The 22,654-nt window shown below is 73.6% G+C and carries 23 protein-coding genes and 1 pseudogene; 11 read left to right on the forward strand and 13 right to left on the reverse strand.

Annotated features, from left to right (window positions below):
* Nucleotides 1–150: 150 nt before the first annotated feature.
* A complete protein-coding gene (locus ACFXGI_RS31010) occupies nt 151–849 on the reverse strand; it encodes a hypothetical protein (protein WP_384713798.1) in 699 nt (232 codons plus the stop codon).
* Between the two features lie 150 nt (nt 850–999).
* On the reverse strand, nt 1,000–2,295 hold the full coding sequence (locus tag ACFXGI_RS31015; RefSeq protein ID WP_384713801.1) for a phosphoribosyltransferase family protein: 1,296 nt from the start codon (nt 2,293–2,295) through the stop codon (nt 1,000–1,002).
* A 248-nt stretch (nt 2,296–2,543) separates the two neighbouring features.
* On the opposite strand from ACFXGI_RS31015, the gene ACFXGI_RS31020 reads away from it, so the two are divergent.
* On the forward strand, nt 2,544–3,524 hold the full coding sequence (locus ACFXGI_RS31020) for an XdhC family protein (protein WP_384713804.1): 981 nt from the start codon (nt 2,544–2,546) through the stop codon (nt 3,522–3,524).
* A 21-nt stretch (nt 3,525–3,545) separates the two neighbouring features.
* Here ACFXGI_RS31020 and ACFXGI_RS31025 read toward each other — a convergent pair.
* Nucleotides 3,546–3,868, reverse strand: a pseudogene (locus ACFXGI_RS31025) (plasmid stabilization protein).
* Between the two features lie 131 nt (nt 3,869–3,999).
* Here ACFXGI_RS31025 and ACFXGI_RS31030 point away from each other — a divergent pair.
* Complete coding sequence (locus ACFXGI_RS31030; RefSeq protein WP_384713807.1) at nt 4,000–4,401, forward strand: DUF6479 family protein; 402 nt, start codon at nt 4,000–4,002, stop codon at nt 4,399–4,401.
* A gap of 64 nt (nt 4,402–4,465) precedes the next feature.
* On the opposite strand, the gene ACFXGI_RS31035 is transcribed toward ACFXGI_RS31030, so the two are convergent.
* Together ACFXGI_RS31035 and ligD are read right to left on the reverse strand one after the other, a co-directional pair.
* Complete coding sequence (locus ACFXGI_RS31035; RefSeq protein ID WP_384713958.1) at nt 4,466–5,359, reverse strand: ATP-dependent DNA ligase; 894 nt, start codon at nt 5,357–5,359, stop codon at nt 4,466–4,468.
* Nucleotides 5,359–6,264: a non-homologous end-joining DNA ligase gene (gene ligD, locus ACFXGI_RS31040; RefSeq protein ID WP_384713810.1), complete on the reverse strand. Its 906-nt coding sequence runs from the start codon at nt 6,262–6,264 to the stop codon at nt 5,359–5,361. Before ligD ends, ACFXGI_RS31035 begins: the two co-directional genes overlap by 1 nt.
* Nucleotides 6,265–6,295: 31 nt before the next feature.
* Here ligD and ACFXGI_RS31045 point away from each other — a divergent pair, with 31 nt between their 5' ends.
* Complete coding sequence (locus tag ACFXGI_RS31045; protein WP_384713814.1) at nt 6,296–7,369, forward strand: Ku protein; 1,074 nt, start codon at nt 6,296–6,298, stop codon at nt 7,367–7,369.
* A gap of 15 nt (nt 7,370–7,384) precedes the next feature.
* Here ACFXGI_RS31045 and ACFXGI_RS31050 read toward each other — a convergent pair whose 3' ends face one another.
* The gene (locus ACFXGI_RS31050; protein ID WP_384713817.1) at nt 7,385–7,915 is read right to left on the reverse strand and encodes a PaaI family thioesterase; all 531 of its coding nucleotides are present in this window, start codon (nt 7,913–7,915) and stop codon (nt 7,385–7,387) included.
* A gap of 108 nt (nt 7,916–8,023) precedes the next feature.
* Here ACFXGI_RS31050 and ACFXGI_RS31055 point away from each other — a divergent pair, with 108 nt between their 5' ends.
* Entirely contained in the window at nt 8,024–8,995 is a 972-nt protein-coding gene (locus ACFXGI_RS31055; protein ID WP_384713821.1) for a GlxA family transcriptional regulator, read from the forward strand.
* A gap of 24 nt (nt 8,996–9,019) precedes the next feature.
* Here the strand turns inward: ACFXGI_RS31055 and ACFXGI_RS31060 are convergent, their stop codons facing one another.
* The gene (locus ACFXGI_RS31060; RefSeq protein WP_384713824.1) at nt 9,020–9,877 is read right to left on the reverse strand and encodes a nuclease-related domain-containing protein; all 858 of its coding nucleotides are present in this window, start codon (nt 9,875–9,877) and stop codon (nt 9,020–9,022) included.
* Between the two features lie 182 nt (nt 9,878–10,059).
* Here ACFXGI_RS31060 and ACFXGI_RS31065 point away from each other — a divergent pair, with 182 nt between their 5' ends.
* From ACFXGI_RS31065 to ACFXGI_RS31075, 3 genes are all read left to right on the forward strand, one after another.
* Nucleotides 10,060–10,662 (forward strand): hypothetical protein, encoded by a 603-nt coding sequence (locus ACFXGI_RS31065; protein WP_384713827.1) that lies wholly within the window; start codon nt 10,060–10,062, stop codon nt 10,660–10,662.
* Between the two features lie 74 nt (nt 10,663–10,736).
* Nucleotides 10,737–11,477, forward strand: coding sequence for a hypothetical protein (locus ACFXGI_RS31070; protein ID WP_384713830.1), 741 nt, complete (start codon nt 10,737–10,739; stop codon nt 11,475–11,477).
* Nucleotides 11,474–12,751: an ATP-binding protein gene (locus tag ACFXGI_RS31075; protein WP_384713833.1), complete on the forward strand. Its 1,278-nt coding sequence runs from the start codon at nt 11,474–11,476 to the stop codon at nt 12,749–12,751. The genes ACFXGI_RS31070 and ACFXGI_RS31075 overlap by 4 nt, the downstream gene beginning before the upstream one ends.
* A gap of 36 nt (nt 12,752–12,787) precedes the next feature.
* Here ACFXGI_RS31075 and ACFXGI_RS31080 read toward each other — a convergent pair whose 3' ends face one another.
* From ACFXGI_RS31080 to ACFXGI_RS31090, 3 genes are read right to left on the reverse strand one after another with little or no spacing between them, the layout of a single operon-like run.
* Entirely contained in the window at nt 12,788–13,063 is a 276-nt protein-coding gene (locus ACFXGI_RS31080; protein WP_384713836.1) for a hypothetical protein, read from the reverse strand.
* 10 nt (nt 13,064–13,073) lie between these two features.
* Nucleotides 13,074–13,790 (reverse strand): TetR/AcrR family transcriptional regulator, encoded by a 717-nt coding sequence (locus ACFXGI_RS31085; protein WP_384713839.1) that lies wholly within the window; start codon nt 13,788–13,790, stop codon nt 13,074–13,076.
* Nucleotides 13,791–13,819: 29 nt separating this feature from the next.
* The gene (locus tag ACFXGI_RS31090) at nt 13,820–14,749 is read right to left on the reverse strand and encodes a diiron oxygenase (protein WP_384713842.1); all 930 of its coding nucleotides are present in this window, start codon (nt 14,747–14,749) and stop codon (nt 13,820–13,822) included.
* 169 nt (nt 14,750–14,918) lie between these two features.
* Here ACFXGI_RS31090 and ACFXGI_RS31095 point away from each other — a divergent pair, with 169 nt between their 5' ends.
* Nucleotides 14,919–16,028: a ferritin-like domain-containing protein gene (locus ACFXGI_RS31095; protein WP_384713845.1), complete on the forward strand. Its 1,110-nt coding sequence runs from the start codon at nt 14,919–14,921 to the stop codon at nt 16,026–16,028.
* 34 nt (nt 16,029–16,062) lie between these two features.
* Here ACFXGI_RS31095 and ACFXGI_RS31100 read toward each other — a convergent pair whose 3' ends face one another.
* Both ACFXGI_RS31100 and ACFXGI_RS31105 read right to left on the reverse strand, forming a co-directional pair.
* Entirely contained in the window at nt 16,063–17,523 is a 1,461-nt protein-coding gene (locus tag ACFXGI_RS31100) for a penicillin-binding transpeptidase domain-containing protein (protein WP_384713848.1), read from the reverse strand.
* Nucleotides 17,520–18,902, reverse strand: coding sequence for an FtsW/RodA/SpoVE family cell cycle protein (locus ACFXGI_RS31105; RefSeq protein WP_384713850.1), 1,383 nt, complete (start codon nt 18,900–18,902; stop codon nt 17,520–17,522). Before ACFXGI_RS31105 ends, ACFXGI_RS31100 begins: the two co-directional genes overlap by 4 nt.
* Before the next feature lie 95 nt (nt 18,903–18,997).
* On the opposite strand from ACFXGI_RS31105, the gene ACFXGI_RS31110 reads away from it, so the two are divergent.
* The 3 genes from ACFXGI_RS31110 (at nt 18,998) to ACFXGI_RS31120 (ending at nt 21,415) form a co-directional block, all read left to right on the forward strand.
* On the forward strand, nt 18,998–19,387 hold the full coding sequence (locus ACFXGI_RS31110) for a DUF6325 family protein (RefSeq protein WP_384713853.1): 390 nt from the start codon (nt 18,998–19,000) through the stop codon (nt 19,385–19,387).
* Entirely contained in the window at nt 19,387–19,692 is a 306-nt protein-coding gene (locus ACFXGI_RS31115) for a hypothetical protein (protein WP_384713855.1), read from the forward strand. The genes ACFXGI_RS31110 and ACFXGI_RS31115 overlap by 1 nt, the downstream gene beginning before the upstream one ends.
* Nucleotides 19,693–19,846: 154 nt before the next feature.
* Nucleotides 19,847–21,415 (forward strand): NlpC/P60 family protein, encoded by a 1,569-nt coding sequence (locus ACFXGI_RS31120; protein WP_384713858.1) that lies wholly within the window; start codon nt 19,847–19,849, stop codon nt 21,413–21,415.
* Here ACFXGI_RS31120 and ACFXGI_RS31125 read toward each other — a convergent pair.
* The gene (locus tag ACFXGI_RS31125; protein WP_384713861.1) at nt 21,349–22,626 is read right to left on the reverse strand and encodes a styrene monooxygenase/indole monooxygenase family protein; all 1,278 of its coding nucleotides are present in this window, start codon (nt 22,624–22,626) and stop codon (nt 21,349–21,351) included. The genes ACFXGI_RS31120 and ACFXGI_RS31125 overlap by 67 nt on opposite strands.
* Nucleotides 22,627–22,654 lie beyond the last annotated feature (28 nt).

Raw genomic sequence — 22,654 nt, forward strand, 5'->3', positions numbered from 1 at the left:
TAAAGCACCCGCCCACCCCCGTTACCACCAATCGGGCGGCCGCCGGCCGCTACAGATTTTAATACCACACGGGCGTTTGGGGGGGGGCCCCAGCAAACCGCGGGCCCCCGGGGGCGCACCCCCGGGGGCGCCGGCGTTCTTCGGGGAGGGTTACGGCGTCCCGTCGGCGCAGACCACGTAGACGGTGATGTTGTTCAGATTGCTGGCGGTGGTGACGGCCTGCCACCCGGTGGGAGGCGTGGTGGTGGTGCCGCCGGTCGGGTAGCTCGCCCTGAGGTTGCCGTCCGTGAGCGTGACTCCGCCACCGGTGGCGACGTCACCGGCATCGCATGTGACGGACGCGGTCGACGTACCCGTGACGCTCTTCACGTACGAACTGCCGATGGCACCCGCGTCGCCCTGGAAGCCCTGGTTGCCCTGGAACCCCTGGTTGCCCTGGAACCCTTGGTTGCCCTGGTTCCCCTGGAAGCCCTGTTCGCCCTGGAAGCCCTGGTTCCCCTGGAACCCTTGGTTGCCCTGGTTCCCCTGGAATCCCTGGTTGCCCTGGAAGCCCTGTTCGCCCTGGGCGCCCTGGTAACCCTGCGGGCCCTGGGCTCCCGGTCGGCCCGGGTGGCCCGGGCGTCCGGGCTTGCCCTGGGGGCCCTGCGGGCCGCGCTTGCCGCCGTGGTCACCGCCCGTGACGACGCCGGCGGGGCCGGGCACGGCCACGGCGCTGTCGGCTCCGGAGCGGTGGATCGCGTCGGCGATGGCCGTCGTGGTCGGGACGACGTTGAGCGCCACGGCGAGCACACCGGCCCCGACCATGGTGGCGGACTTCAGGCGTCTGGTTCGGATCGTTCGATGACTCAAGAGAACCGTCCTCACGGGACTGGGAGGGGTCACGCCCGCAAGCGCGCGCCTCTGGCTACGAACGAAGCCATTGTTGACCCTTTGTGATCAAAAGATCACATTCCGTCCCATGTCGCGGCGACGATCACCCGGGCGGCCCCGCCCCGCTCCTCAGCGGGTCGCGGACGGCGGACGGTGGGTGGTGAACCAGCGCTCGGCGAGGGCGGAGACCCGGTGGAGCGCTCCGGGCTCCTCGAAGAGGTGGGTGGCGCCCTGGACGAGCTCCAGACGGTTCTCGCAGCGCAGGCGTGCCTGGGCCTCGCGGTTGAGGGCGAGGACCCGGTGGTCCTCCGAGCCGACGATCAGGAGCGTGGGGGCCCGGACCCCGGCGAGGCGGGATCCGGCCAGGTCCGGGCGGCCGCCGCGGGAGACCACCGCGTGGACCGGCGAGTCCGGGGAGGCCGCGGCCGCGAGGGCGGCCGCCGCACCCGTACTGGCGCCGAAGTAGGCCGGCGGGGCCGTGGTCCGGGTGCCGAGCCAGGCCGTGGCGGCGGCGAGGCGTGCGGCCAGGGTGTCGATGTCGAAGACGTTCGAGCGGTCCGCCTCCTCGGCCGGGGTGAGCAGGTCGAACAGCAGGGTGCCCAGGCCGGCCCGGTTCAGGGCCGCGGCCACGGCGCGGTTGCGGGGGCTGCGCCGGCTGCTGCCCGAGCCGTGCGCGAACACGACCACCGCGCCCGCGCCCTCCGGGAGGGTGAGGTCGCCGGGAAGGTGCAGGCCCGCGGCCTCCACCTCCACCGCGACCTCCACCTCCGCCCGTTCCGGCGGGTCCGGCCGGCGCGGCGACTGGGCGAGGAGGGAGACGACCTCCTCGTCCGGGGTCTGGGAGAAGTCCCGGTACCACTGTCCGACCGAGGAGAACCCCGGCGGTGCGGACAGGCAGACCACCTCGTCGGCCACCGCGCCCACCCGCCCCAGCGCGTCCGGCGGCGCCACCGGGGCCGCCATCACGACCCGGGCCGCGCCCTGCGCCCGTACGACCTGGCAGGCGGCGGCCGCCGTGGCTCCGGTCGCGATGCCGTCGTCCACCACGATCACCGTCCGGCCGCGGAGGTCCTCCTGCGGCCGGCCCGCGCGGTAGCGGGCGGCCCGGCGGGCCAGCTCCGCCTGTTCCGCCTGCTCGACGGAGGCGATGTCCCGCGGGCCGAGCCGCCCGCGCCGGACGATGTCCTCGCTGATCACGCGTACACCGCCCTCGCCGATGGCGCCGAACGCCAGCTCGGGCTGGTACGGGACCCCCAGCTTGCGGACGACGATCACGTCGAGCGGGGCGCCGAGGGCGTGGGCCACGTGGAAGGCGACCGGGACCCCGCCGCGCGGCAGCCCCAGCACCACGGGACGGTCCGCCGCGTACCTCGCGAGCTCCGTGCCGAGCCTTCGGCCTGCGTCGTCGCGGTCCGTGAAGAGCATTGCGGGTCATCCCCAAGGGTCGTCCCCGGCGTTCCCTGCCGTACTTCGAAACAACGCCTCCCGGCGCCCGCGTGCAACTCGGGTCGGGCGTCCCGTCCGGTGGTCCGTACGAGTCGGACGGGTCCGGGTCTGTGGGTTTTGCGGGATGGGAAGGGGTGGGGGGCGTGCATAGGTTGGCCGTGAGGCCGCGTTGCGCCGCTGACCTGGCGCTTCGGTGCGGGCTCTGACGACGAGGATGGGGCGGCGCGATGCGTGAGCTGGTGGAGACGGCGCGGCGGTGGGCGGCCGAGGGGCGGGCCGCGTTCCTGGCCCGGCCGGTGGCCGAGCAGGGGTTCGGGCCGCGGGACCCCGCCGGGGCCCTGCTCGTGGACGCGCGCGGGGAGTGCGTAGGAGCCCTGTACCGGGGCGTCTTCGACGCCGAGCTGGTGGCGGAGGCCGGAGCCGTGGCCGCCGGGGCGACCGCGCGGGTCTGCGACGTGTCGGTGGGGGCCGACGAGGCGGCCCTGGCGAAGCTGACCTGCGGCGGGCGGGCCGAGATCCTGCTCCAGCCGCTGTCGGCGGTGCCCGCCGCCTGGTGGGACCTGCTCGGCGAGGGTGTCGGCGTCGCGCTCGTGACCCGGCTCGACGAGCGGGCCGAGCACGCGGTGAGCGAGGTGGTGCGGGCCGTCGACGCGCCGGCCGACGACGCCGGGCGGCGGGCCGGCGAGCTGCTGGCCACGCGCCGGCCCGGGCGGGACGCGCTCTACGGGGAGCGCGGGCTGGTGTTCGTGGAGGCGTACCCGTCCGCCCCGTACGTGGTCATCGGCGGGGGCGGCGAGCTCGCCGAGATCATCGAGGCGCAGGCCCTGCTGCTGGGGTGGGAGGCCGGACTCGTGGGCTCCGTCGCCGAGGCCGGGAAGCTGCTGGAGGCGCGCCGCGACGCCGCCTGCCTGGTGATGCTGAGCCACGACCCGGAGTTCGACGTGCCGACCGTACGGAACGCGCTCGCGCTGGGGATTCCGTACGTGGGCGCGCTCGGCTCCCGCAAGACCACCGCCCGGCGGCGCGAGGAGCTGATCGCCGCCGGGGTGTCCACCGCCGGCCTGGCGCGGGTGCACGGGCCGATCGGGCTGGACCTGGGGGCCAGGACTCCCCCGGAGACGGCGCTGGCGATCTGCGCGGAGATCCTGGCCGTGCTCGGCGGGTACGAAGTGCGGGCGCTGCGCGATTCGGACGGGCCGCTGCGCTAGGGAGTGTCCGGACGCGGGGTGTCAGCCGCCGAGGGCACGCTTGAGCTGCGTCTTGTTCATGTCGGAGCGGCCGTGGATGTTGCGGCGCCTGGCCTCCGCGTAGAGCTGTTCGTACGTCGGCCCCTGCGCGCCCGAGTGGGAGCGCAGGCCGCCGCGGCGGGCGGAGGAGATGTCCTCCAGCGACTGCCTATCGCGGTCTTGGACTCGCCGGCCCGGGCCCGTTCCTTGTTGACGGTCCGGGCGGCGATCTCCTTGGCCCGCTCCTCGGACTCGCCGCGCCGCTCGGCGCCCTCCTTGATGTGCTCGTACTGGCGTTCTCGTTCGGGTGAAGATCCGCGGGGCATTTTCGGGCTCCTTTCCGGGCGGGTCGCCGTTGCGCCTGCCCCCGATCCGGCGCGGCAGTCGTCCGGTCCTCGGATCGGGGGTCTCCCCGCACTCAGGGTGAAACAGTCACTGATGCGGAAAAATAGTGCGTATGGACATGACCTTGAGTCTGGACCAGACTCTGAGCAGCATCGCCTGGTTCCTGATCGTCGGGATCATCGTCGTCGGCGTTCTGCTCGGCGGCTTCAAGCTCGGCCAGCGGGTCCGGGCCAAGGAGCCCCCGCCGCCGACCGCCGAGAGCCAGCCCCACCTGCCGAACGGGGGCGCGGTCTACGAGGTCCGCGAGGAGCGCGAGAGCGTGGAGATCCCCGAAGGCGGCCTGCGCCCGCACGAGATGCAGGGCTACGGGAACTTCGGCTCCACCACGAGCAGCCATCAGGAGGAGGACCGGGCCGAGCGCGAGGCCGGCTACCGGAACCCGCCGCAGTACCCGGGCCCGCAGCAGCCCCCGCACGGTGAGCCGCCGGCCTACAAGCCGACCGGGAACGCCTGACGCGACCGGCTCCGACCCGCGCCACACCACGCCACGGCGCGGGTCACGGCGCGGGTCACGGGCGTCAGAGCTCCGTCCGCAGCCTGAGCACTTCCGGCGGCGGGTGCCGGGCCGTGGAGGGGTGGCGGACCTCGGCCGTCAGCGGCGGGTCGAGCGGGCGGTACGGCACCTCGCCGATCCCGATCGCGGTGACCGTGGCACCGGCGGGGGCCCCGGCCGGCCCTTCGCGGGCCGCCACCGCCGCCACCACGTCCGCCCGCAGCGCCGCCGTCAGCGGGCTCGACACCAGCGGGGTCTCGTCCCCGGCCGGCAGCACCAGGACCAGCGCGAGGGGGCGGCGCGGGGTGCCGGTGTAGCCGACCACCGCCGCGTCCCGCACCTCCGTGTGCCGCAGCTTCTGCCAGCCGCGCCGGCCCGCCGGGTACGTCTGGTCCAGTCGCTTGACGACCAGCCCCTCGATACCGCTGGCGGGCAGGGTCTCGTACCAGGTGGCCGCCAGCTCCGGGTCGGTCGTCATCGGGACCGGCTGCAGTGGCGGCCCGAGCGGGAGCAGCAGGTCGACCAGGAGGGCCCGGCGCCGCTCGTACGTGCGCCCCCGCAGGTCCAGCCCGGCCAGTTCCAGCACGTCGAACGCCGCGTACGAGGCCGGCAGGCTCTGGGCGAGCACGGCGGCCCGCGCGGCCGTGGCCGCCGCCCGGCGCTGGACGAGGGCGAAGTCCGTACGGCCGGCGTGCCAGACCACCACCTCCCCGTCGAGGACGGTCTCGGCGGGCAACTGCCGGGCCGCGGCCGCCAGATCGGGGAAGGCGGCGGTCACGATGCGGCCGGAGCGCGCCTGCAGCACCACGTCCTCGGCGGTGCGCACGACCACGAGGCGGTGGCCGTCGAACTTCGGCTCGTACGCGAGTCCGTCCCCGCGCGGGAGGGTGCGCACGGAGGCGGCGAGCGCGACCCGGATCACGGCCGGGCTCCGGGGAGTGCGGGCAGCCGGTGGGCGCGGCCGGGATCGGTCAGCGGGGCGAGGAGGTCCCCGTCGCGCTCCAGCCTCGGCGGGATGTCGTCGGCGAGGAAGACGAGGTCGGCGGGGGTGCGGCAGGCCGCGACCTCCTCCCAGGAGACGGGGGCGGAGACGGTGGGCCGGGCCCGCGCGCGCAGGGTGTAGGGGGCGGCGGTGGTCTTGGCGGCGGCGTTCTGGCTGTGGTCGACGAAGACCTTGCCGGGGCGCAGGGCCCTGGCCATCCGGTGCAGGGCGAGGTCGGGGAGCGCGCGCTCGGCTTCCTGGGCGAGGGTTTTCGCGTACGCGGAGACGCGGTCGGACGGGGTCGGCTCCAGGGGCACGGCGAGGTGCACGCCCTTGGAGCCGGATGTCTTGGCGTAGGCCTGCAGGCCGTCGACGGCGAGGCGCTCGCGCAGCCAGAGCGCGACGGCGCAGCATTCGACGGCGGTGGCGGGCGCGCCGGGGTCGAGGTCGATGATCAGCCGGTCGGCGAGGGCCGGGCTGCCGGCCGGCCACTGGGGGGTGTGGAACTCGACGACGAGGTTGGCGGCCCACATGAGGGAGGGCAGGTCCGCGACGACCACCTGTTCGGCGGAGAGGTCCTCGGAGCGGGGCACCGGGGTGGTTTTCACCCAGGCGGGCGTGCCGGGCGGCGGGTTCTTCGTGAAGAAGAGCTGGCCGTCCGGGCCGTCGGGGTAACGCAGGAACGACACCGGCCGGTCGTGGATGTGGGCCAGCAGCGGACCGGCGACGGTGGCGTAGTAGTGCAGCACCTCGCCCTTGGTGTAGCCGGTCTCGGGGTACAGCACCTTGTCGAGGTTGGAGAGCGGGATGCGACGCCCCTCCACCATGGTGATCGGCGTCATACGATGAGATTGCCATGAATCGGGAGGAACCGTGCGATCCATCTGGAACGGGGCGATCTCCTTCGGCTTGGTCAGCATTCCGATCAAGCTGGTGAACGCCACCGAGAGCCACTCGATCTCCTTTCGCCAGATCCACCTGAGCGACGGCGGACGGATCCGCTACCGCAAGGTGTGCGAGCTGGACGGCGAGGAGGTGGCGACCGCCGAGATCGGCAAGGGGTACGAGGAGGCGGACGGGTCGATCATCCCGATCACGGACGAGGACTTGGCGCAGCTGCCGATCGCCACGGCGAAGACGATCGAGATCGTGTCGTTCGTACCGGCGGACGAGATCGACCCGCTGCAGATGGACGCGGCGTACTACCTCGCGGCGAACGGGCCGACGGCGGCCAAGCCGTACACGCTGCTGCGGGAGGCGCTGAAGCGGAGCCGGAGGGTCGCGATCGCCAAGTACGCGCTGCGGGGGCGGGAGCGGCTCGGCATGCTGCGAGTGGTCGACGACGTGATCGCGATGCACGGGCTGCTCTGGCCTGACGAGATCCGGGTGCCGGAGGGGGTGGCTCCGGAGGGGAAGGTGTCGGTGCGGGAGGCCGAGCTGGACCTGGCGGACGCGCTGATGGCGACGTTGGGCGAGGTCGAGATGGACTCGTTGACGGACGAGTACCGGGAGGCCGTCGAGGCCATGATCTCGGCGAAGTCGGAGGGTGCGTTCGAACCCCCGGCGGAGTCCGACGGGGAACCGGCCGGCGGCAAGGTCATCGACCTGATGGCGGCGCTGGAGAAGAGCGTGAGCGCGGCGAAGGCCTCGCGGGGCGAGGCCGGCCCGCAGGCGGAGGTCACCCCCATCCGGCGGAAGACGGCGGCCGCACCGAAGTCGGTGGGCGGGAAGAAGTCCACGGCCGCGACGAAGAAGACGGCGGCCTCCGGTACGAAGAAGACCGCGTCGGCCAAGTCGACTTCGGCCAGGTCCACCGCGGACAAGTCGACGGCGGCCAAGTCGACGGCCACGAAGTCCACCGCCAAGTCCACGTCGAAGGCGGCCTCGGCGAAGAAGACCGCCGCCGCGACGAAGAAGACGACCCCCGGCAAGCGGGCCTCGGCCTGATCGGCAAGAAACCCCCTAAGGCCGCAGGATCACGCAGGTGGTCGTGGCGTGCGCGTACAGCTTTCCGTCCTCGGCGCCGACCACCCGCGCCTCGGCCGTGGCGGTGGTCCGCCCGACGTGCAGGGCCGTGCCCTCGCACCGCAGCGTGGGTGTCTGCGCCAGTACCGGCCGGATCATGTGCACCCCCAGCTGCACGGTCGTGTACGTGGTGCCCGCCGGGAGGCGGGTCATCACGGCCGAGCCGAGTGCCGAGTCGAGGAGCGTGGCCAGGAACCCGCCGTGCACCGTGCCCATCGGGTTGAGGAGGTGGTCGCCCGGATCCCCCTCGAAGACCACGAAGCCCTCCTCGGCCTCCGCCAGCCGGAAGCCGAGGGTGCTCATGATCGAGGCCTCGGGCAGGGCGCCCTCGAGGCACGCCTGCAGGACCTCCAGCCCGCTCATGCCCAGGATCTCCGGGGTGAGTTCGGGCCGCGAGTGCCAGGTGTGGGTACGGGAGCGGTCGGCGCCGGCCGAGGCGGCGTACGGGGTGGTGCGGGGCGTGGTCATGACCCGACCCTAGGCGCGCCCCGACAGCCGCGGGAGTGACGGATCCGGCACCTTGCACACCGATTCCGACACTCGCCCCTCTGCTCTGGCGCCCGCTAGGGTGAGCCGGTGAAAACCGCCGTCCTGGTCCTCGACGGGGTGTTCGACTCCGGCGTCTCGGCCGTCCTCGACGTCCTGCACACGGCCAACGCCCTGCGCGACCGGCTGCCGGGAGCCCCGCCGCCCGCCTTCGACATCCGCACGGTCGGTGTCCGGCGCACGGTGCGCACCGGCCTGGGCCACCGGATCGACACCGAGCCCGCCCGCACCGCCGAGGACGCCGATCTCCTCGTCGTGCCGGCCCTCATGGAGCGGCGCCCCGAGGCGCTGGTGGAGGCGGTGGCCTCCGCCGGGCACCGCACCGCGCGCCGGCTGCTCGCCGAAGCCCGTGAACGCCGCACCCCCCTCGCCACGTCCTGCACCGGAACGTTCCTGCTCGCCGAGTCCGGGGTGCTCGACGGCCGCCGGGCCACCACCAGCTGGTGGCTCGCCCCGGTCTTCCGGGACCGCTACCGCAAGGTCACGGTGGACGAGACGCGGATGGTCACCACCTCGGACGGGATCACCACCGCCGGCGCCGCGTTCAGCCACCTCGACCTCGCGCTGGCGATCGTGGGCATGCGCAGTCCCGCCCTCGCCGACCTGGTGCGGCACTACCTCGTGGTCGACGACCGGGCCTCGCAGGCCGCGTACGCCATCCCGAGCGCCCTGGCCCGCCACGATCCGCTGGTGGCCGCGTTCGAGCAGTGGGTCCGGGCGCGCATCGCGGAGCCGCTGTCCATCGCCGGGGCGGCCCGCGATCTCGGGGTCAGCGAACGCACCCTGCAGCGCACGGTCGCCCGCACGCTCGGCTGCCCGCCGATCCGGCTGGTGCAGGACCTGCGGGTGGAGCAGGCCGAGCACCTGCTGCGCACCACCGGCCTGCCGCTGGCGGCGGTCGCCCGCAGGGTCGGCTACGAGAGCCCGGGCGCCCTGCGGGCCCTGCTGCACCGCCGCCTGGGCAAGGGCCCGCGCGCGCTGCGCCCCGCGGGCCCGGCCTGATCCGGAGGCCGGGCCGGACACCCCCTAGCGGCCGCTCCTCGGCTTGCGGGCCATGAAGGACCGCGGGCGGGGGCGGCGCGGGAGGGGCGGGAGCCAGGTGCGGGTGTCGCGGGCCTGGGTGAACAGGGCCTCCATGTCCGGGGGTTTGAGGGTGGCCGGGGCCGAGGCGAGGTGTGCCTGGGCCGTCGCCGGCTCCAGGATGCGGATGTCCCGGACCGTCGGGGCCACGTCGACGCGGGAGGCGTCGACCAGGGCCAGGGCCGGCAGGACCGGGGCCGCGAGCGCCCGGGTGGCCGCGGCGGCGGCCAGGCGGATCCAGCGCGGGTCGGGGCGCGGCTCGGCGCGGCCCACCGTGAGCAGCAGGTCCCCGACGGCCGCGCGCTGGCGGCGCCCCGGGAGCGTACGGACGCAGAAGATCCCCGCCGGGCCTATGAGCAGGTGGTCGACGCCGCCCAGGCCCGGCAGCGGGACGCCGTGCAGGACCCGCCAGCCGTCCGGTTCGAGGGAGTCGAGGAGGTCGCCCATGCGCTGCTGGGCGGCCAGGTCCTGGCGGAGCCGGTGCCGGGCCCGGGTACCCGCCGAGCCGTGTTCCAGTTCGCCCAGCAGGAGTTCGCCGGGGCGGTTCGGGGCCAGGTCCTCGTCCGGCGGAAGGGCGAGTCTGCGCAGGTCCGCCGGCGTGGGCACCGGCGGTGGACCGATCGTGAACGGGCCCGCGATGTACGGGCGTAACGCCGCCACGACCGCGTCGCGGTGCTGGTCGGCGAGCACGCTGATCCGGTTGGTCTGCCGGTCGTACCAGGCCACCGCCTGGCCGTCGGGCAGGTTGACGTAGAGCCGGCCGCGGCCGGGGCGGCCGCTCGGCAGCACCTTGAGTCCACGCATGGACCTCACCCCCCGCCGTACATGGGAGCAGCCCGGACGCCCCGCGGCAATCCCCCGGTGGAGTTCTCGGCCGTGTAACAGCTTCTACGGAACTCCGCCGGGTGTCTGTTACATGCTCATCGCGGTACTGACACAGCGGGCTCCTAGGTTTGTCGCACCTGGACCGGACCGAAGGACTTCCCGTGAGCACCGTCGACCGCCGCACTCTCGTACGAGCCGCCGCAGTGACCGTCTGCGCCGGAGCCCTCCTCGCGCTGCCCGCCGCGGCCGCTCTCGCCGAGGGGGTGCCCGCCGCCTCCGCGGCGCACTCCGCGGGTGCGCCGCGGACCCTGGTCAAGAGCCTCGCCCTCGCGGACGGCGTGTCCGAGGCGAAGGTCTACCGGGTCGCCGGCGGCGGCTTCCAGGCCGACATCCTGGCCGCCGACGGCGCCAAGGCGGCCACCCTGACCAGCCGCGACGGCGCCGCCGGCTTCGCCCGCTCGGGCCCGCTCCACGCGGCCCTGCAGCCCGACGGCCGGCTCTCCTCCTGGGTCGGCGAGACGGGTGACGCGACCGGCCGCACCGCCACGCCCGTCTCCGACGGGTACAAGACCGGGATCCGGGACGGCAAGGTCGTCCAGGCCTCCGCCGGGCACGCCCGCACGGTCGCCGGCGGGACCCTGGACACGCTGGCCGACGGGCCGGGCGACGGCGTACTGCTGCTCGCCGCGGGTGGCGGCATCGCGGCGGTGGGCGCGGCCGGGCTGGGCTTCGCGATGCTGCGCCGCGGGCGGACCGAGGGCTGATCCGCGCGGATCACCAGGGAGCTCCCGAAGGCCGCCGAAGCGGTCATATGTCCGCATAAGGTTAAGATGCGCCGATGAGTGCCCGCCCCCGTGCCCGCGCCGCCCTGCTCGCCCTGCCCCTGCTCCCGCTGCTGCCCCTGCTGGCGGGCTGCGGCGACACCGGCGGTCCGGTGGGCGCCGGTCCGACCCCGACAGCGAGCGGGCCCGTACATCTGTGGCCGGAGCGCAAAGGGGCCTCCGTACCGCCCGCCGATCCGGGAGGTGCGCCGCCGGAGTACGTGCAGGGGCTGGCGCCGGTGTCGGGGCAGAACGTGCACGAGGTCGATCCGGTGGCCCTCGTCCAGGCGGAGCTGGCCGCCCACCCGGACACCGGCGTCGGCCCGGACGGGATGCCCGCGGAGACCGTCGCGGCCGTCAAGGCGTGCGGGCGGGCGGGGCAGCCGCGCGAGCGGTGCCCGGTACGGGCCCCGTACTACCGGGACCTGACGGGCAACGGCCGCGACGAGCTCGTCGTCGGCATCGAGATGCCGGACCGGATGATGTCCGTACGGGCGTACACGGCGGACCCGGACGGACGCCTCAACCGGATCATGGCGACGACGCAGACCCTCGTCACCGTGGAGCTGGCCGGGCGGGACGTGATCCTGCGGATGCCGAGCGGCAATCCGGGCTACGAGCTGATCACCGCGTGGTCCTGGGACGAGAAGCAGCGGACGATGCTGCCGACGCGCGAGCAGATCGTACGGCTGCCGGGGACGGCGCAGAGCCCCTCCGCGTCCCCGCCGCTGAAGCCGTCCGCCGAGGGCACCCCGTGAGGCGGGTGCCGGGGCGGCTGCCCGCCTGGACGGCCACGCTGACCTGGAAGTCCGGGCTGTTCATCATCGTGATGTGCTGCTCCCTGGCGGCCGTGCTCGGCGCGCTGGTGCACGTGGAGGTGACCCGGCAGACCGTCGCGGCGGCGCGGGACAAGGCATTGGAGAAGCTCCACGACGTCTCCCGCGAGTACGAGGCCGGCGAGGCCCTCCCGCCCGACGCGGGGATCGACCCGGCGGGGCTGCCCCCGGCGCTGCGCGCCCTGGCGGTGTCCGGGCAGCGCGCGACGATGGTGGCCGAGTACGAGGGCCGGCCGACGATGTGGGCGGCGGCGCCGGCGGACGGCAAGGCCCTGGCGACGGCCGTGGACTACTCGCAGAGCGCCCGGACGATCAACGGCCTGGACAACGCGATCATCGGCTCCTCCGTCCTGGCCATCGGCGGAACGCTGCTGGTGGGCGCCTTCGCGGTGACCCGGGTGACGCGGCGGCTGCACCTGACCGCGACCGTGGCCCGGCGGATCACCCAGGGCGATCTGGACGCGCGCGTGGACGATCCGCGCACGAAGGACCCCTCCCGGCACCAGGACGAGGTGGCGACGGTGGCGGCCGCCCTCGACACGATGGCCGGAACCCTGCAGGCGAAGCTGCTGAGCGAGCAGCGGTTCACGGCGGACGTCGCGCACGAACTGCGGACGCCGCTGACGGGTCTGCAGGCGGCGTCGGAGCTGCTGCCGGAGGGGCGGGCCACGCAGCTGGTGCAGGAGCGGGTGCGGACGATGCGCGGGCTGACCGAGGACCTGCTGGAGATCTCGCGGCTGGACTCGGGGCGCGAGGTGGTGGAGACGGATCTGCACCAGCTGGGGCGCCTGGCGCGGCGGGTGGTCCGGGCCTCCGGGACGGAGACGGAGCTCGCGATCGTCCGGGACGCGCACGTGGAGACGGACCGGCGCCGGCTGGAGCGGGTGCTGGGGAACCTGGTGGCCAACGCGCACAAGCACGGGCGGGCGCCGGTGGTCCTGACGGTGGACGGCCCGGTGGTGACCGTACGGGACCACGGCGACGGGTTCCCGGAGTACCTGATGGCGCACGGCCCTCAGCGGTTCCGGACCGGTGGCGCGGGAACGGGCAAGGGGCACGGGCTGGGGCTGACCATCGCGGTGGGACAGGCGGAGGTCATCGGCGCGCGGCTGGAGTTCCGGGACGCGGAGGGCGGCGGGGCACTGGCCGTGCTGACGCTGCCGCAGCCGCCGCCGGAGCCTGCGCCGCGGCCCTGACGGCCCTGACGGCCCTGACGGCCCTGACGGCCAAGATCACGCGGTCGGCGGGGCCGGCTTCGTCCAGGGCCAGCGGGGCCCGGGCCCCCGGCCGGACGGGGAGTACGCGTACTTCCAGCCCTTCTGGAGGTGCAGCCGCTTGGAATGACCCGCCGGGACCCGCTCGTACACCAGGACCGTCGCGGGGCCGCCGTCGGCCGACGGGACGGGGATCTCGTACCACTTCGGCGGGTGTCCGGTCGGCCCGAGGAGGATCGGGAGGACACGGCCGTCCATCGGGCCGCCCTCGAAGGGCGTGGGTTCGCTTTTCACCCCACCAGTGTCACAGCAGGTGGGCGGCCTCGGAGACCACCGGGATCACGCGGCGGGCCAGGACCCCGACCGGGCCGTCCGCCGATTCCATGGCCAGTGCGGCCCGCGCCGCGGCCGCGGTCTCCGGGTCAGTGGCGGCCGTCGCCGTCAGGAGGGCTATGAACTGGTCGACCAGCCAGTCGCGCAGGACCGAGACCTCCGGCTGCTTGCCCTCGTCGATCCAGATCAGGGAGGCGGCCTCGACCGCGGTGATCCACGTGCGGACCATCATCCGCAGCCGCGGGCCGGGGGCCGGGACGGCCAGGTGGTAGAGGATCTGCCGGGCCGCGGCCCGGCGGATGCCGTCGACCGTGGCCGTCGTACGGGAGGTCTCGACGACGCTGCCGCCCTGGAGGAGGGCGGAGAAGCCGGTGTCGTGCTCGTCGACGAAGGCCAGGTAGCGGTCCAGGGCCCGGGAGAGCCGCTGGGTGAGCGGACCGGCCTGCGGTTCGTCGAAGCACTGCTGCAGCAGGTCGGCCGCCGAGCGCAGGGCGGCCTCGTACAGCTGCTGTTTGCCGCCCGGGAAGTAGCGGTAGACCAGGGGCCGCGAGACGCCCGCCGCCTCGGCGACGTCGTCGAGCGAGACCTCTTCCGGGGCCCGGTGCGCGAACAGCGACAGGGCGGCGTCGAGGAGCTGGGCCCGCCGCTCCTCGACGCTCAGCCTGCGGTACGCGCGTACGGTCGTCATGCCCGCAGGGTAGCCCCGAAACAAGCGGTTCAGGCGAGGAGTCCCGAGCTCTTCCAGAGCCTGCGGCCGACTCCGCGCAGGACGCCGATGTCGTCGAGGAAGTCCGTGAGCCGCTTGGCGCCCGTCTGCATGACCTCGCGCCGGTGGCCGCTCGCCTGGGCCTGGGCGAGGGCTTCGCGCCGGTCGAGGCCGATGTTCTCGTAGACCTTCGGGTTGACGAAGGCCATCGAGAAGACGCGGGCGGCCTGGCCGCAGCTGACGCGGGTCAGCTCCTGCTCCCAGCGCGGGGCGGTCAGCATCTGGCGGCGCAGCTCCTCGCGGGCGTAGCGGACGTGCCGGGCCTCCTCGATGACGTGGATGCGGGTCACACCGCGCACGAGGGGCTGGATGCGCTCGTCCGGGAAGGTGAGGCGCTGCATCCAGTCGAGGATCTCCTCGCCGAGGAGGGTGCAGGCGAAGGAACCGGGGGTGGTGGAGACGGTCTTGAGGATGCGGGCGAGGTTGTGGTTGGTGCGGGAGACGGGGTAGGCGGGGGCGCCGGCCTTCTGGATCATGCGGGCGAACATCATGGAGTGGCGGCACTCGTCGGCTATCTCGGTGAGCGCGTACCGGACGTGGTTGCTGGTCAGGGACTTGTCGTAGATGTGCCGGACCATCAGCTGCATCAGGATGATCTCGAACCAGATGCCGAGCGAGCCGAGCGCCGCCGCCTCGTGGCGGGAGAGGTCGATGCGCTGTTCCTCGCCCATCCTCTTCCACAGCGGGGTGTCGTAGAGGGAGAGCAGCTCGGGCGGCCAGTAGTACTTGCCGTCGATGGGCGGGGCGTCCCAGTCGAGTTCCTTGTCCGGGTCGAAGGAGTGCTTGGCCGAGGATTCGAGCAGTCGCGCGGCGATCTCTGCGCGGTCCTTGAGGAGGCCGAGCGCGTCCTGCAGGGCGCCTCGATCGGTCACGGTCGTCATGGCTTCGGATACCTCGCTCATCGGGTTACCGGCGGTCAGTAGTTATGAGACTGCTTGTCAGCAAGACCGTCAATCCCCTGCGCACGACTTGTTGACCCCGCGTCTACCAACGTGTGACGCTGCCAACCATCCAGTCCTGTACGGAAGTACACGAGCCGAGGGGGCGTCAGTGTCGACGCACGAGCTCTACACCAAGGACCCGGGCGCGGACGTCTGGCAGGTTCCGGCCTCCGGCGCGGCCCGCTTCAGCTGGGAGTACGCCGGGGGCCGCGAGCGGCTCCTCGCCCTGTACCAGAAGGGCAAGGACAAGCAGTGGGACGGCGCCAAGCGCATCGACTGGGAGCTGGAGGTGGACCCGTACAACCCGCTCGGCACCCCGGACGAGGCGCTGACCCTCTACGGCACCCGGCACTGGTCCCGGCTCACCGAGAAGGACAAGGGCGAGCTGCGCCGGCACTACACCGCCTGGAACTTCAGCCAGTTCCTCCACGGTGAGCAGGGCGCGATGGTGTGCGCGGCGCGGATCGTGGAGTCGGTGCCGGACCTGGACGCGAAGTTCTACTCCGCGACCCAGACGATGGACGAGGCCCGCCACGCCGAGGTCTTCGGGCGCTTCCTGCACGAGAAGGTCGGGATGCTCTACCCGATCAACGACAACCTCCAGGCGCTGCTGGGCGACACCCTGCGCGACTCGCGCTGGGACATGCCGTACCTGGGCATGCAGGTGCTCATCGAGGGGCTGGCGCTGGCGGCCTTCGGGATGATCCGCGACACGACCGACAAGCCGCTGCCGAAGCAGATCCTGGCGTACGTGATGCAGGACGAGGCCCGGCACGTGGCGTTCGGGCGGATGGCCCTGCGGGACTACTACAAGCAGTTGACGGACGCCGAGCTGCGCGAGCGCGAGGAGTTCGTGATCGAGGGCTGCTACCTGATGCGCGACCGGCTGCGCGGGGTGGAGGTGCTGGAGAACTTCGGCATCTCGCGGAAGGAGGCCGAGGAGTTCACCGAGCAGTCGGAGTTCCTGCACCTGTTCCGGAAGCTGCTGTTCAGCCGGATCGTGCCGTGCGTGAAGGACATCGGGCTGTGGGGCGAGCGGCTGCAGAAGGCATACCTGGACATGGGCGTCTTCGAGATGGGCAACTCCAACCTGGACCTGCTCATGACCCAGGACGAGGAGATCGCGGAGGCGCTGGACCGCGAACGCTTCGCGGCGGAGGAGGCGGACCGGGTGGCGGAGGTGGAGGCGGCGATCGAAGAGGGGCTGGACACCCCCTAGGGGTGTCTTGTCGATCGGGCCGGTGGGGCACGGCTCAACGCGCCGCCAGCGCGGCCTCCATCACCGCACGGGCGATCGGGGCCGCCGCGCCGTTGCCGCTGATGTCCCCGCGGTGCGCCTCGGCGTCCTCGACCACCACGGCCACGGCGACCTCCGGTCGCGGGGCGTCCTCGGCCTTCGCCCAGCCGATGAACCACGCGTACGGGGTTCCCGCGTTGCCGACCCCGTGCTGGGCGGTGCCGGTCTTGCCGCCGACCACCGCGCCCGGGATCGCGGCGTTGCGCCCGGTGCCGTTCTCCACCACCTGCACCATCATCTCCTGCAGGCGCAGCGCCGTCGCCGGGTTCATCGCCCGGCCCAGGCTGTGCTGCTGCCCGCGCCGGACCTGGTCCCCGTCGTCCTGGGTGGTCCGGTCGACGAGGTACGGGGAGGCGAGTTCGCCGCCGTTGGCGACCGCCGCCGCCACCATGGCCATCTGGAGCGGCGTGGCCGTCGTATTGAACTGCCCGATCGAGGAGAGCGCCAGCTGGTCCGGGCTCATGTCGGTGTCGAAGTTCGACCGCGACACCCAGGCGGGCACCCGCAGCCCGCCTTCGTTGAACCCGAACCGGCGCGCCGCGTCCACCATCGCGCGCAGCCCGACCCGTACGCCGATCTTCGCCATCACCGTGTTGCAGGACCACTGCACCGCCTCCGCCATCGAGGCGTCCTGGCAGCCGGTGGCCGCGTTCGGCAGCAGGGTGCTGGTGCCGGGCAGCGGGTAGGGGTCGGGGGTCTGCGTGGGCGCGTCCACATCGGTGACCACCCCCGCGTCGAGGGCCGCGGCCGCCGTCACGATCTTGAAGGTGGAGCCGGGCGGGTACGTCTCGCGCAGCGCCCGGTTCAGCATCGGCCGGGCGGGGTCGGCGTTCAGCCGGGCCCAGGCCCCCTTGACGGACCCGCCGGTGCCGGAGAGCGCCGCCGGGTCGTACGAGGGGCTGCTGACCAGCGCGAGGATCCTGCCGGTGGCGGGATCCAGGGCGACCGCCGCACCGCGCCGGCCCGCCAGTCCGGTGTACGCGGCCCGTTGGGGGCCGGACCGCACGGTGGTCTCGGCGTTGCCGCCGGAGGGGCGGCCGCGGGCCAGCTCATACCAGAGCGGGAAGGCCGAGAGCCCCGGGTCGGTGCCGGCGAGGACCGCGTCCTCGGCGCGCTCGAGGAGGCTGGTCCCGTACGTCTGCGAGGAGAACCCGGTGACCGGCGCGTACAGCGGACCGTTCGCGTACGTCCGCTCGTAGCGCAGCAGCTGGCCGCTGTCCCGGGATCCGGTGACGGGCCGCCCGTCGACCAGGATGTCCCCGCGGGGCTCGGCGTAGCGCTGGACGGCGGGGCGTTTGTTGGCCGGGTTCGCCCCGTACGCGGCGGCCTCCCAGACCTGCACCCGGGCCACGTTGACGAGCAGGGCGGCGAGCAGCAGCGCGCAGAACCAGGCGCACCAGCGGATGTAGCGGATCACTCGCCGCCCCCTCGGCCCTCGGCTCCGGCCGGGCGGGGGCGGCGGGCGCTGTCGCCGAGCCGGACGAGCAGCGCGACGTTGACCCAGTTGGTGACGACGGAGGAGCCGCCCTGGGCGAGGAAGGGCATGGCCATGCCCGTGAGCGGGATCAGCCCGGTGACTCCCCCGGCGATGACGAACACCTGGAGGGCGACGATCGAGGCCAGCCCGGTGGCGAGGAGGCGGCCGAAGGGGTCGCGCAGCGCGAGCCCGGCACGGAATCCGCGGTGGACGAGGAGTCCGTAGAGCAGCAGGATCGCGGTGATGCCGACGAGGCCGAGCTCCTCGCCGGCGGTGGCGAGGATGAAGTCCGACTTGGCGGCGAAGCCGATGAGGAAGGACTGGCCGTGGCCCAGCCCCGCGCCGAGGAGTCCGCCGGCGGCGAAGGCGAAGAGGGACTGGGCGAGCTGGCCGGGCCCCTCCCCCCGCTCGATGGAGGCGAAAGGATTCAGCCAGTCCTCGACGCGGCCGTGCACGTGCGTCTCGAAGGTCCCGACGGCGTACGCGCCGACGGCGGCGAGCAGCAGCCCGATCGCGATCCACCCGATCCGGCCGGTGGCGGTGAACAGCATGATCACGAAGAGTCCGAAGAACAGCAGCGAGGTCCCCAGGTCCCTTTCCAGGACCAGCAGACCGACGCTGAGCAGCCAGATCGCGAGGATCGGACCGAGGACCCGGCCGGGCAGCAGGCGCAGCTTCCAGAACAGGCGCCGCCCGGTGAGCGCGAGGGCGGTGCGATTGGCGGCCAGATAGGCGGCGAAGAAGACGGCGAGCAGGATCTTGGCGAACTCGCCGGGCTGGAAGGAGAGCCCGGCGAACCGGATCCAGATGTGGGCGCCGTTGACGGCCGGGAAGAACACGGGGACCAGCATCAGCACGAGCGCGGCGGCCACGGAGAGGTACGCGTACCTCTGGAGCACGCGGTGGTCGCGCAGGAGGACGACGGCGAGGACGAAGAGGGCCACGCCGAGCGCGGACCAGCGCAGTTGGTCGCCTGCGGTGAGGTGGGCGGGGGTGGTCACGTCGAGGCGCTGGATGAGGACGAGGCCGAGTCCGTTGAGCAGGACGGCGATGGGGAGCACGAGCGGATCGGCGTACGGGGCCCGGAAGCGGACGGCGAGGTGCGCGAGCAGGGCGGCCCCGGCGAGCCCGGCGGCGTACCGGCCGGCGGGCTCGGGGATGTGGCCGGTGGTGGCGAGGCCGACGTAGAGGTACCCGAGGACGCAGATGAGGACGGCTCCGGCGAGGAGCGTCAGCTCGACGCCTCTGCGCGTGGACGCGGAGCCGTCGGGGGGCGGGGGCGGCGCGGGCTCCGCCACCTCTGCCGTCAGAGCGGTCATATCGGAAACGTAGCAAGCGGACGGATGGTATGTCCGCTTATGTCATAGAGTGCCGAGGAGTAGTCGGAATCGGTCACGAGTGGGAGCCGCGAGACATGGGACCAGTGGAATTCATCGTCCTGGCCTTCCCGGAGGAGCAGCTGCGCGTGCCGGCGGTCGAGGCCGTGATGGGGCTGCGCAAGGCGGGGGTCGTACGGCTGATCGACGGTCTCGTGGTCACGAAGACGGCCGGGGGCGAGGTGCTGGCGGCGGAGTTCGACGAGTTCATGGAGCTGCAGGGGCTGCTGCGGCACCGGGAGGCCGCGCAGCTGATCGGGGCCGAGGACGTGCAGGAGTCGGCGCAGCTGCTGGAGCGGGGCAGCTGCGCGCTGCTGCTGCTGGTGGAGCACGTGTGGGCCGAGGACGCGGCGATCGCCGTACGGGCGGCGGGCGGGCGCATCGTGGGCTCGGTCCGGATCCCGCCGGAGCGGACGGAGGCGGCCTGATGTTCATCCGCCCGGTCGGCAGGAGAGTGGAAGCGGCCCGCCGCCCCTCGGGCCGCCCCCTCCTCCAAGGCCTCCTGGCACGCGCGGCGGGCACGCCGGCGCCGGCCACCGAGCCCGCCGTCACCGAGGCGGCCGAACACCGTGCGCAATCGGCCGCGCCGGAGGGCCGGACGACCACCGGTCACCCGGGCAGCCAGCCGACGGGTCTGGCGACGGAACTGGCACAGCTGGCGAACCTGGCCCGGGAAGGCCTACTCACCCCGCAGGAGTTCAAGGAGGCCAAGACCCGCCTCCTCCACTCCTGACACCCCGACCCCGGCCCTCACGAAGCCGCCCTGCCCGGTGGGCTCGTCCACGGGCCGGGGCTGGGCCGGACGAGTGGGCGTGGGGAACCGGCCGTCCCGGGTGGGCGATTTGTCATATCGGGCGTGGCAGCATCGGCCGCCTGGAGGTGACCACATGTCACGCCGCGTGCTCCGTACCGCCTGCATCGCCGCCCTGTTCGTATCGGCCGGGCCGCTCCCCGTCACCCACGCCGGGTCCCTGCCCCTGGCGGACCCGGCCGCCGCCACGACCCGGCAGCCCAGCGCCACCGCGGAATCCGCAGGCGCCCCCGCCCACCGGGCCCACGGCTCGGCGGCCGCCGACACCCCGCAAGCCGCCACCCCGCGGGCCACCGCCCCGACGGACACCACCGACCGGCAGGGCGACAGCGCCCCGGGCGCCTCCGCCCCTCGGACCCCCGGCGCCGGAGGCACTGCCGCGGCGCATGGGACCGGCTCGCCCGGCTCCGAGGGCACGGCGGGACTCGGCTCGACAGGGCTCGGCTCGACAGGGCTCGACTCAACAGGGCTCGACTCGACAGGACCCGGCAGGGCCGCCGCCGTCCGCGAGGGCATCGGCACGGCGGCCGCCGCCGACCCGCAGGGTGCCACCGCCCAGGCAACCGCGTTGCAGGGTCTCGGCGTCGGGGAGTTGCTGGGGGTGTTGCAGAGGCTCTACCGGGAGGCCGAGGCCGCCGCCGAGGGGTACAAGGCCACCGAGGTCGCGCTCAAGGCCGGGCAGGACGAGGAGCGCCGGCTCGGTGCCGAGCTCGCGAAGGCCCGTACCGCCCTCGGCGCCGAGAAGGCCGCCGCCGGGCGGGTGGCCCGGGAGCAGTACCAGGGCGCCGTCGGCCTCTCCCCGTACGCCCGGATGCTGCTCACCGGCGACCCCCAGGCCGCCCAGGACCAGCGGCGGCTCGCCGCCCGCGAGGGCGCCCGCCGGGCCGGGGTGCTGGCCCGCCTCACCCGCGGCGAGCACCGGGCCGACCTCCTCGCCACCGCAGCCCGCACGTCCCTCGACGCACAGCAGACCCTCACCGCGCAGCGCAGGCGGAACAAGCTGCAGGTGGACCTCAAGCTCAAACAGGTCGAGCGGGTCCTCGCCTCCCTCACCCCCGAGCAGATCGCCCGGCTCGGCTCCCGCGAGGCCGCGAACACCGCCACCGCGCAGCGGGAGCTGCTGGACTCCGGCCGGCTCGCCGCCACCCCCCGTACGCCCACGGCCGCCGGCGGCGCCGCACTGACCTACGCCACCGAGCAGATCGGCAAACCCTACGTCTGGGGCGCCGAGGGGCCGGGGTCCTTCGACTGCTCCGGGCTCACCTCACAGGCCTGGGCGCACGCCGGCCGCTCCATCCCCCGCACCAGCCAGGAGCAGTGGGCGCAGCTGCCCAAGGTGCCGCTGGACGAGCTGCGGCCCGGCGATCTGGTGGTGTACTTCCCCACCGCCACCCATGTGGCCCTCTACGTAGGCGACGGGAAGGTGATCCAGGCGCCGCGGCCCGGGGCGAAGGTCAAGGTGTCCCCGATCGCCGCCAATCCGCTGCTCGGTGCCGTGCGGCCCGACTCCGACGCGGCCCCGCTGGCCGCGTTCACCCCGCCGCCCCTGCCGCAGACCCCGGAGGGCGGCGACGCCGGCTACTCCGCCTCGGAGTCTCCGGACCCGGCCGAGGACCCGGCCGAGGACGCGACCTCGTCCAAGTAGTCCTGCGCGTCTTCGGGGTCGTAGAAGTACGCGTCGAAGTCGGCCGGGTTGTCGAAGCCGTTGGCGAAACGATCCGCCACCGGCTGGAGCTGCCCGGCCGCCCCGATCAGGTTCAGCACGTGCTCCGGCGGGACGCCGAGCATCGCGTTCGTCCACTGGGTCACCGGCTTGCCCGTCGTGAACCAGAACTTGTCGAAGGTGGCCTTCATCCACGCCTCGTCGAACGGCTTGTCCCCGTGCATCAGGATCGACGACAGGTAGGAGGCCGCGCACTTGGACGCCGAGTTCGAGCCCTGGCCGGTGATCGGGTCGTTCGCGACGACCACGTCGGCGACGCCCAGCACCAGCCCGCCGCCCGGCAGCCGCCCGATCGGGTTGCGGACGACCGGCGCGTACCGGCCGGCCAGCGTGCCGCCCGCGTCCGTCAGTTCCGCCTTCGTCGCCCGCGCGTACTCCCAGGGCGTGAACTTCTCCATCAGTTCCAGCGTGAGCGCGAGGTGTTCGGCCGGGCCGGCGACCCCGCGGAACACGTCGAGCGGGCCGCCCGGGAGCCCCTCCCAGAACAGGATGTCCGCACGCCCCGACGTCGTCAGCGTCGGCATCACGAACAGTTCGCCCACGCCCGGGACGAGGCTGCAGCGCACCGCTTCCGTCTCGGGGTGCTCGGGGCGCGGTGCGAGCCCGTGCACGTACGAGACGGCCAGCGCGCGCTGCGGCGCGTCGTACGGGGAGCGCGCCGCGTCCCGGCCGAACATCGACACCAGCTCGCCCTTGCCGGCGGCGACGAGCACGAGGTCGTACGTGCGGGAGAAGTAGTCCAGGTCGGCGACGGACGCGCCGTGGATCACCAGCTGTCCGCCGCGCTGCACGAAGACGTCGAGCCAGCCGGCCATCTTCACGCGCTGGTCGACGGACTGGGCGTACCCCTTGAGACGGCCGAGCCAGTCGACCGGGCGCGAACCGTCCGGGGCGGCGACCGAGACGCCGACGCCCTCGATCCGCGGGGCCTGCCGTTCCCAGAAGTTGAGCGCGAGGTCGCGCTCGTGCCGCAGCGCCGTGTCGAACATGACCTGCGTGGACATGATCCGCCCGGTGCGGATCTCGTCCGCCGTCCGGTTGGACATGAGGGTGATCTCGAACCCCTTCGCCTGGAGGCCGAGGGCGAGCTGGAGACCGGACTGGCCGGCCCCCACGACGAGTATCTTGCGCATGTCACGTTCTCGATTCGGGGGTGCGGTT

The organism is Streptomyces sp. NPDC059355, assembly GCF_042752335.1.
Classification (GTDB): Bacteria; Actinomycetota; Actinomycetes; order Streptomycetales; family Streptomycetaceae; genus Streptomyces.

Excerpts from the sequence above, each read along its gene's own strand:
- ACFXGI_RS31015 (WP_384713801.1), bottom strand. The coding sequence starts at position 2,295 with ATGCTCTTCACGGACCGCGACGACGCAGGCCGAAGGCTCGGCACGGAG.
- ACFXGI_RS31020 (WP_384713804.1), top strand. The coding sequence starts at position 2,544 with ATGCGTGAGCTGGTGGAGACGGCGCGGCGGTGGGCGGCCGAGGGGCGG.
- ACFXGI_RS31030 (WP_384713807.1), top strand. The coding sequence starts at position 4,000 with ATGGACATGACCTTGAGTCTGGACCAGACTCTGAGCAGCATCGCCTGG.
- ligD (WP_384713810.1), bottom strand. The coding sequence starts at position 6,264 with ATGACGCCGATCACCATGGTGGAGGGGCGTCGCATCCCGCTCTCCAAC.
- ACFXGI_RS31050 (WP_384713817.1), bottom strand. The coding sequence starts at position 7,915 with ATGACCACGCCCCGCACCACCCCGTACGCCGCCTCGGCCGGCGCCGAC.
- ACFXGI_RS31060 (WP_384713824.1), bottom strand. The coding sequence starts at position 9,877 with ATGCGTGGACTCAAGGTGCTGCCGAGCGGCCGCCCCGGCCGCGGCCGG.
- ACFXGI_RS31070 (WP_384713830.1), top strand. The coding sequence starts at position 10,737 with ATGAGTGCCCGCCCCCGTGCCCGCGCCGCCCTGCTCGCCCTGCCCCTG.
- ACFXGI_RS31085 (WP_384713839.1), bottom strand. The coding sequence starts at position 13,790 with ATGACGACCGTACGCGCGTACCGCAGGCTGAGCGTCGAGGAGCGGCGG.
- ACFXGI_RS31090 (WP_384713842.1), bottom strand. The coding sequence starts at position 14,749 with ATGACGACCGTGACCGATCGAGGCGCCCTGCAGGACGCGCTCGGCCTC.
- ACFXGI_RS31105 (WP_384713850.1), bottom strand. The coding sequence starts at position 18,902 with ATGACCGCTCTGACGGCAGAGGTGGCGGAGCCCGCGCCGCCCCCGCCC.
- ACFXGI_RS31110 (WP_384713853.1), top strand. The coding sequence starts at position 18,998 with ATGGGACCAGTGGAATTCATCGTCCTGGCCTTCCCGGAGGAGCAGCTG.
- ACFXGI_RS31115 (WP_384713855.1), top strand. The coding sequence starts at position 19,387 with ATGTTCATCCGCCCGGTCGGCAGGAGAGTGGAAGCGGCCCGCCGCCCC.
- ACFXGI_RS31120 (WP_384713858.1), top strand. The coding sequence starts at position 19,847 with ATGTCACGCCGCGTGCTCCGTACCGCCTGCATCGCCGCCCTGTTCGTA.
- ACFXGI_RS31125 (WP_384713861.1), bottom strand. The coding sequence starts at position 22,626 with ATGCGCAAGATACTCGTCGTGGGGGCCGGCCAGTCCGGTCTCCAGCTC.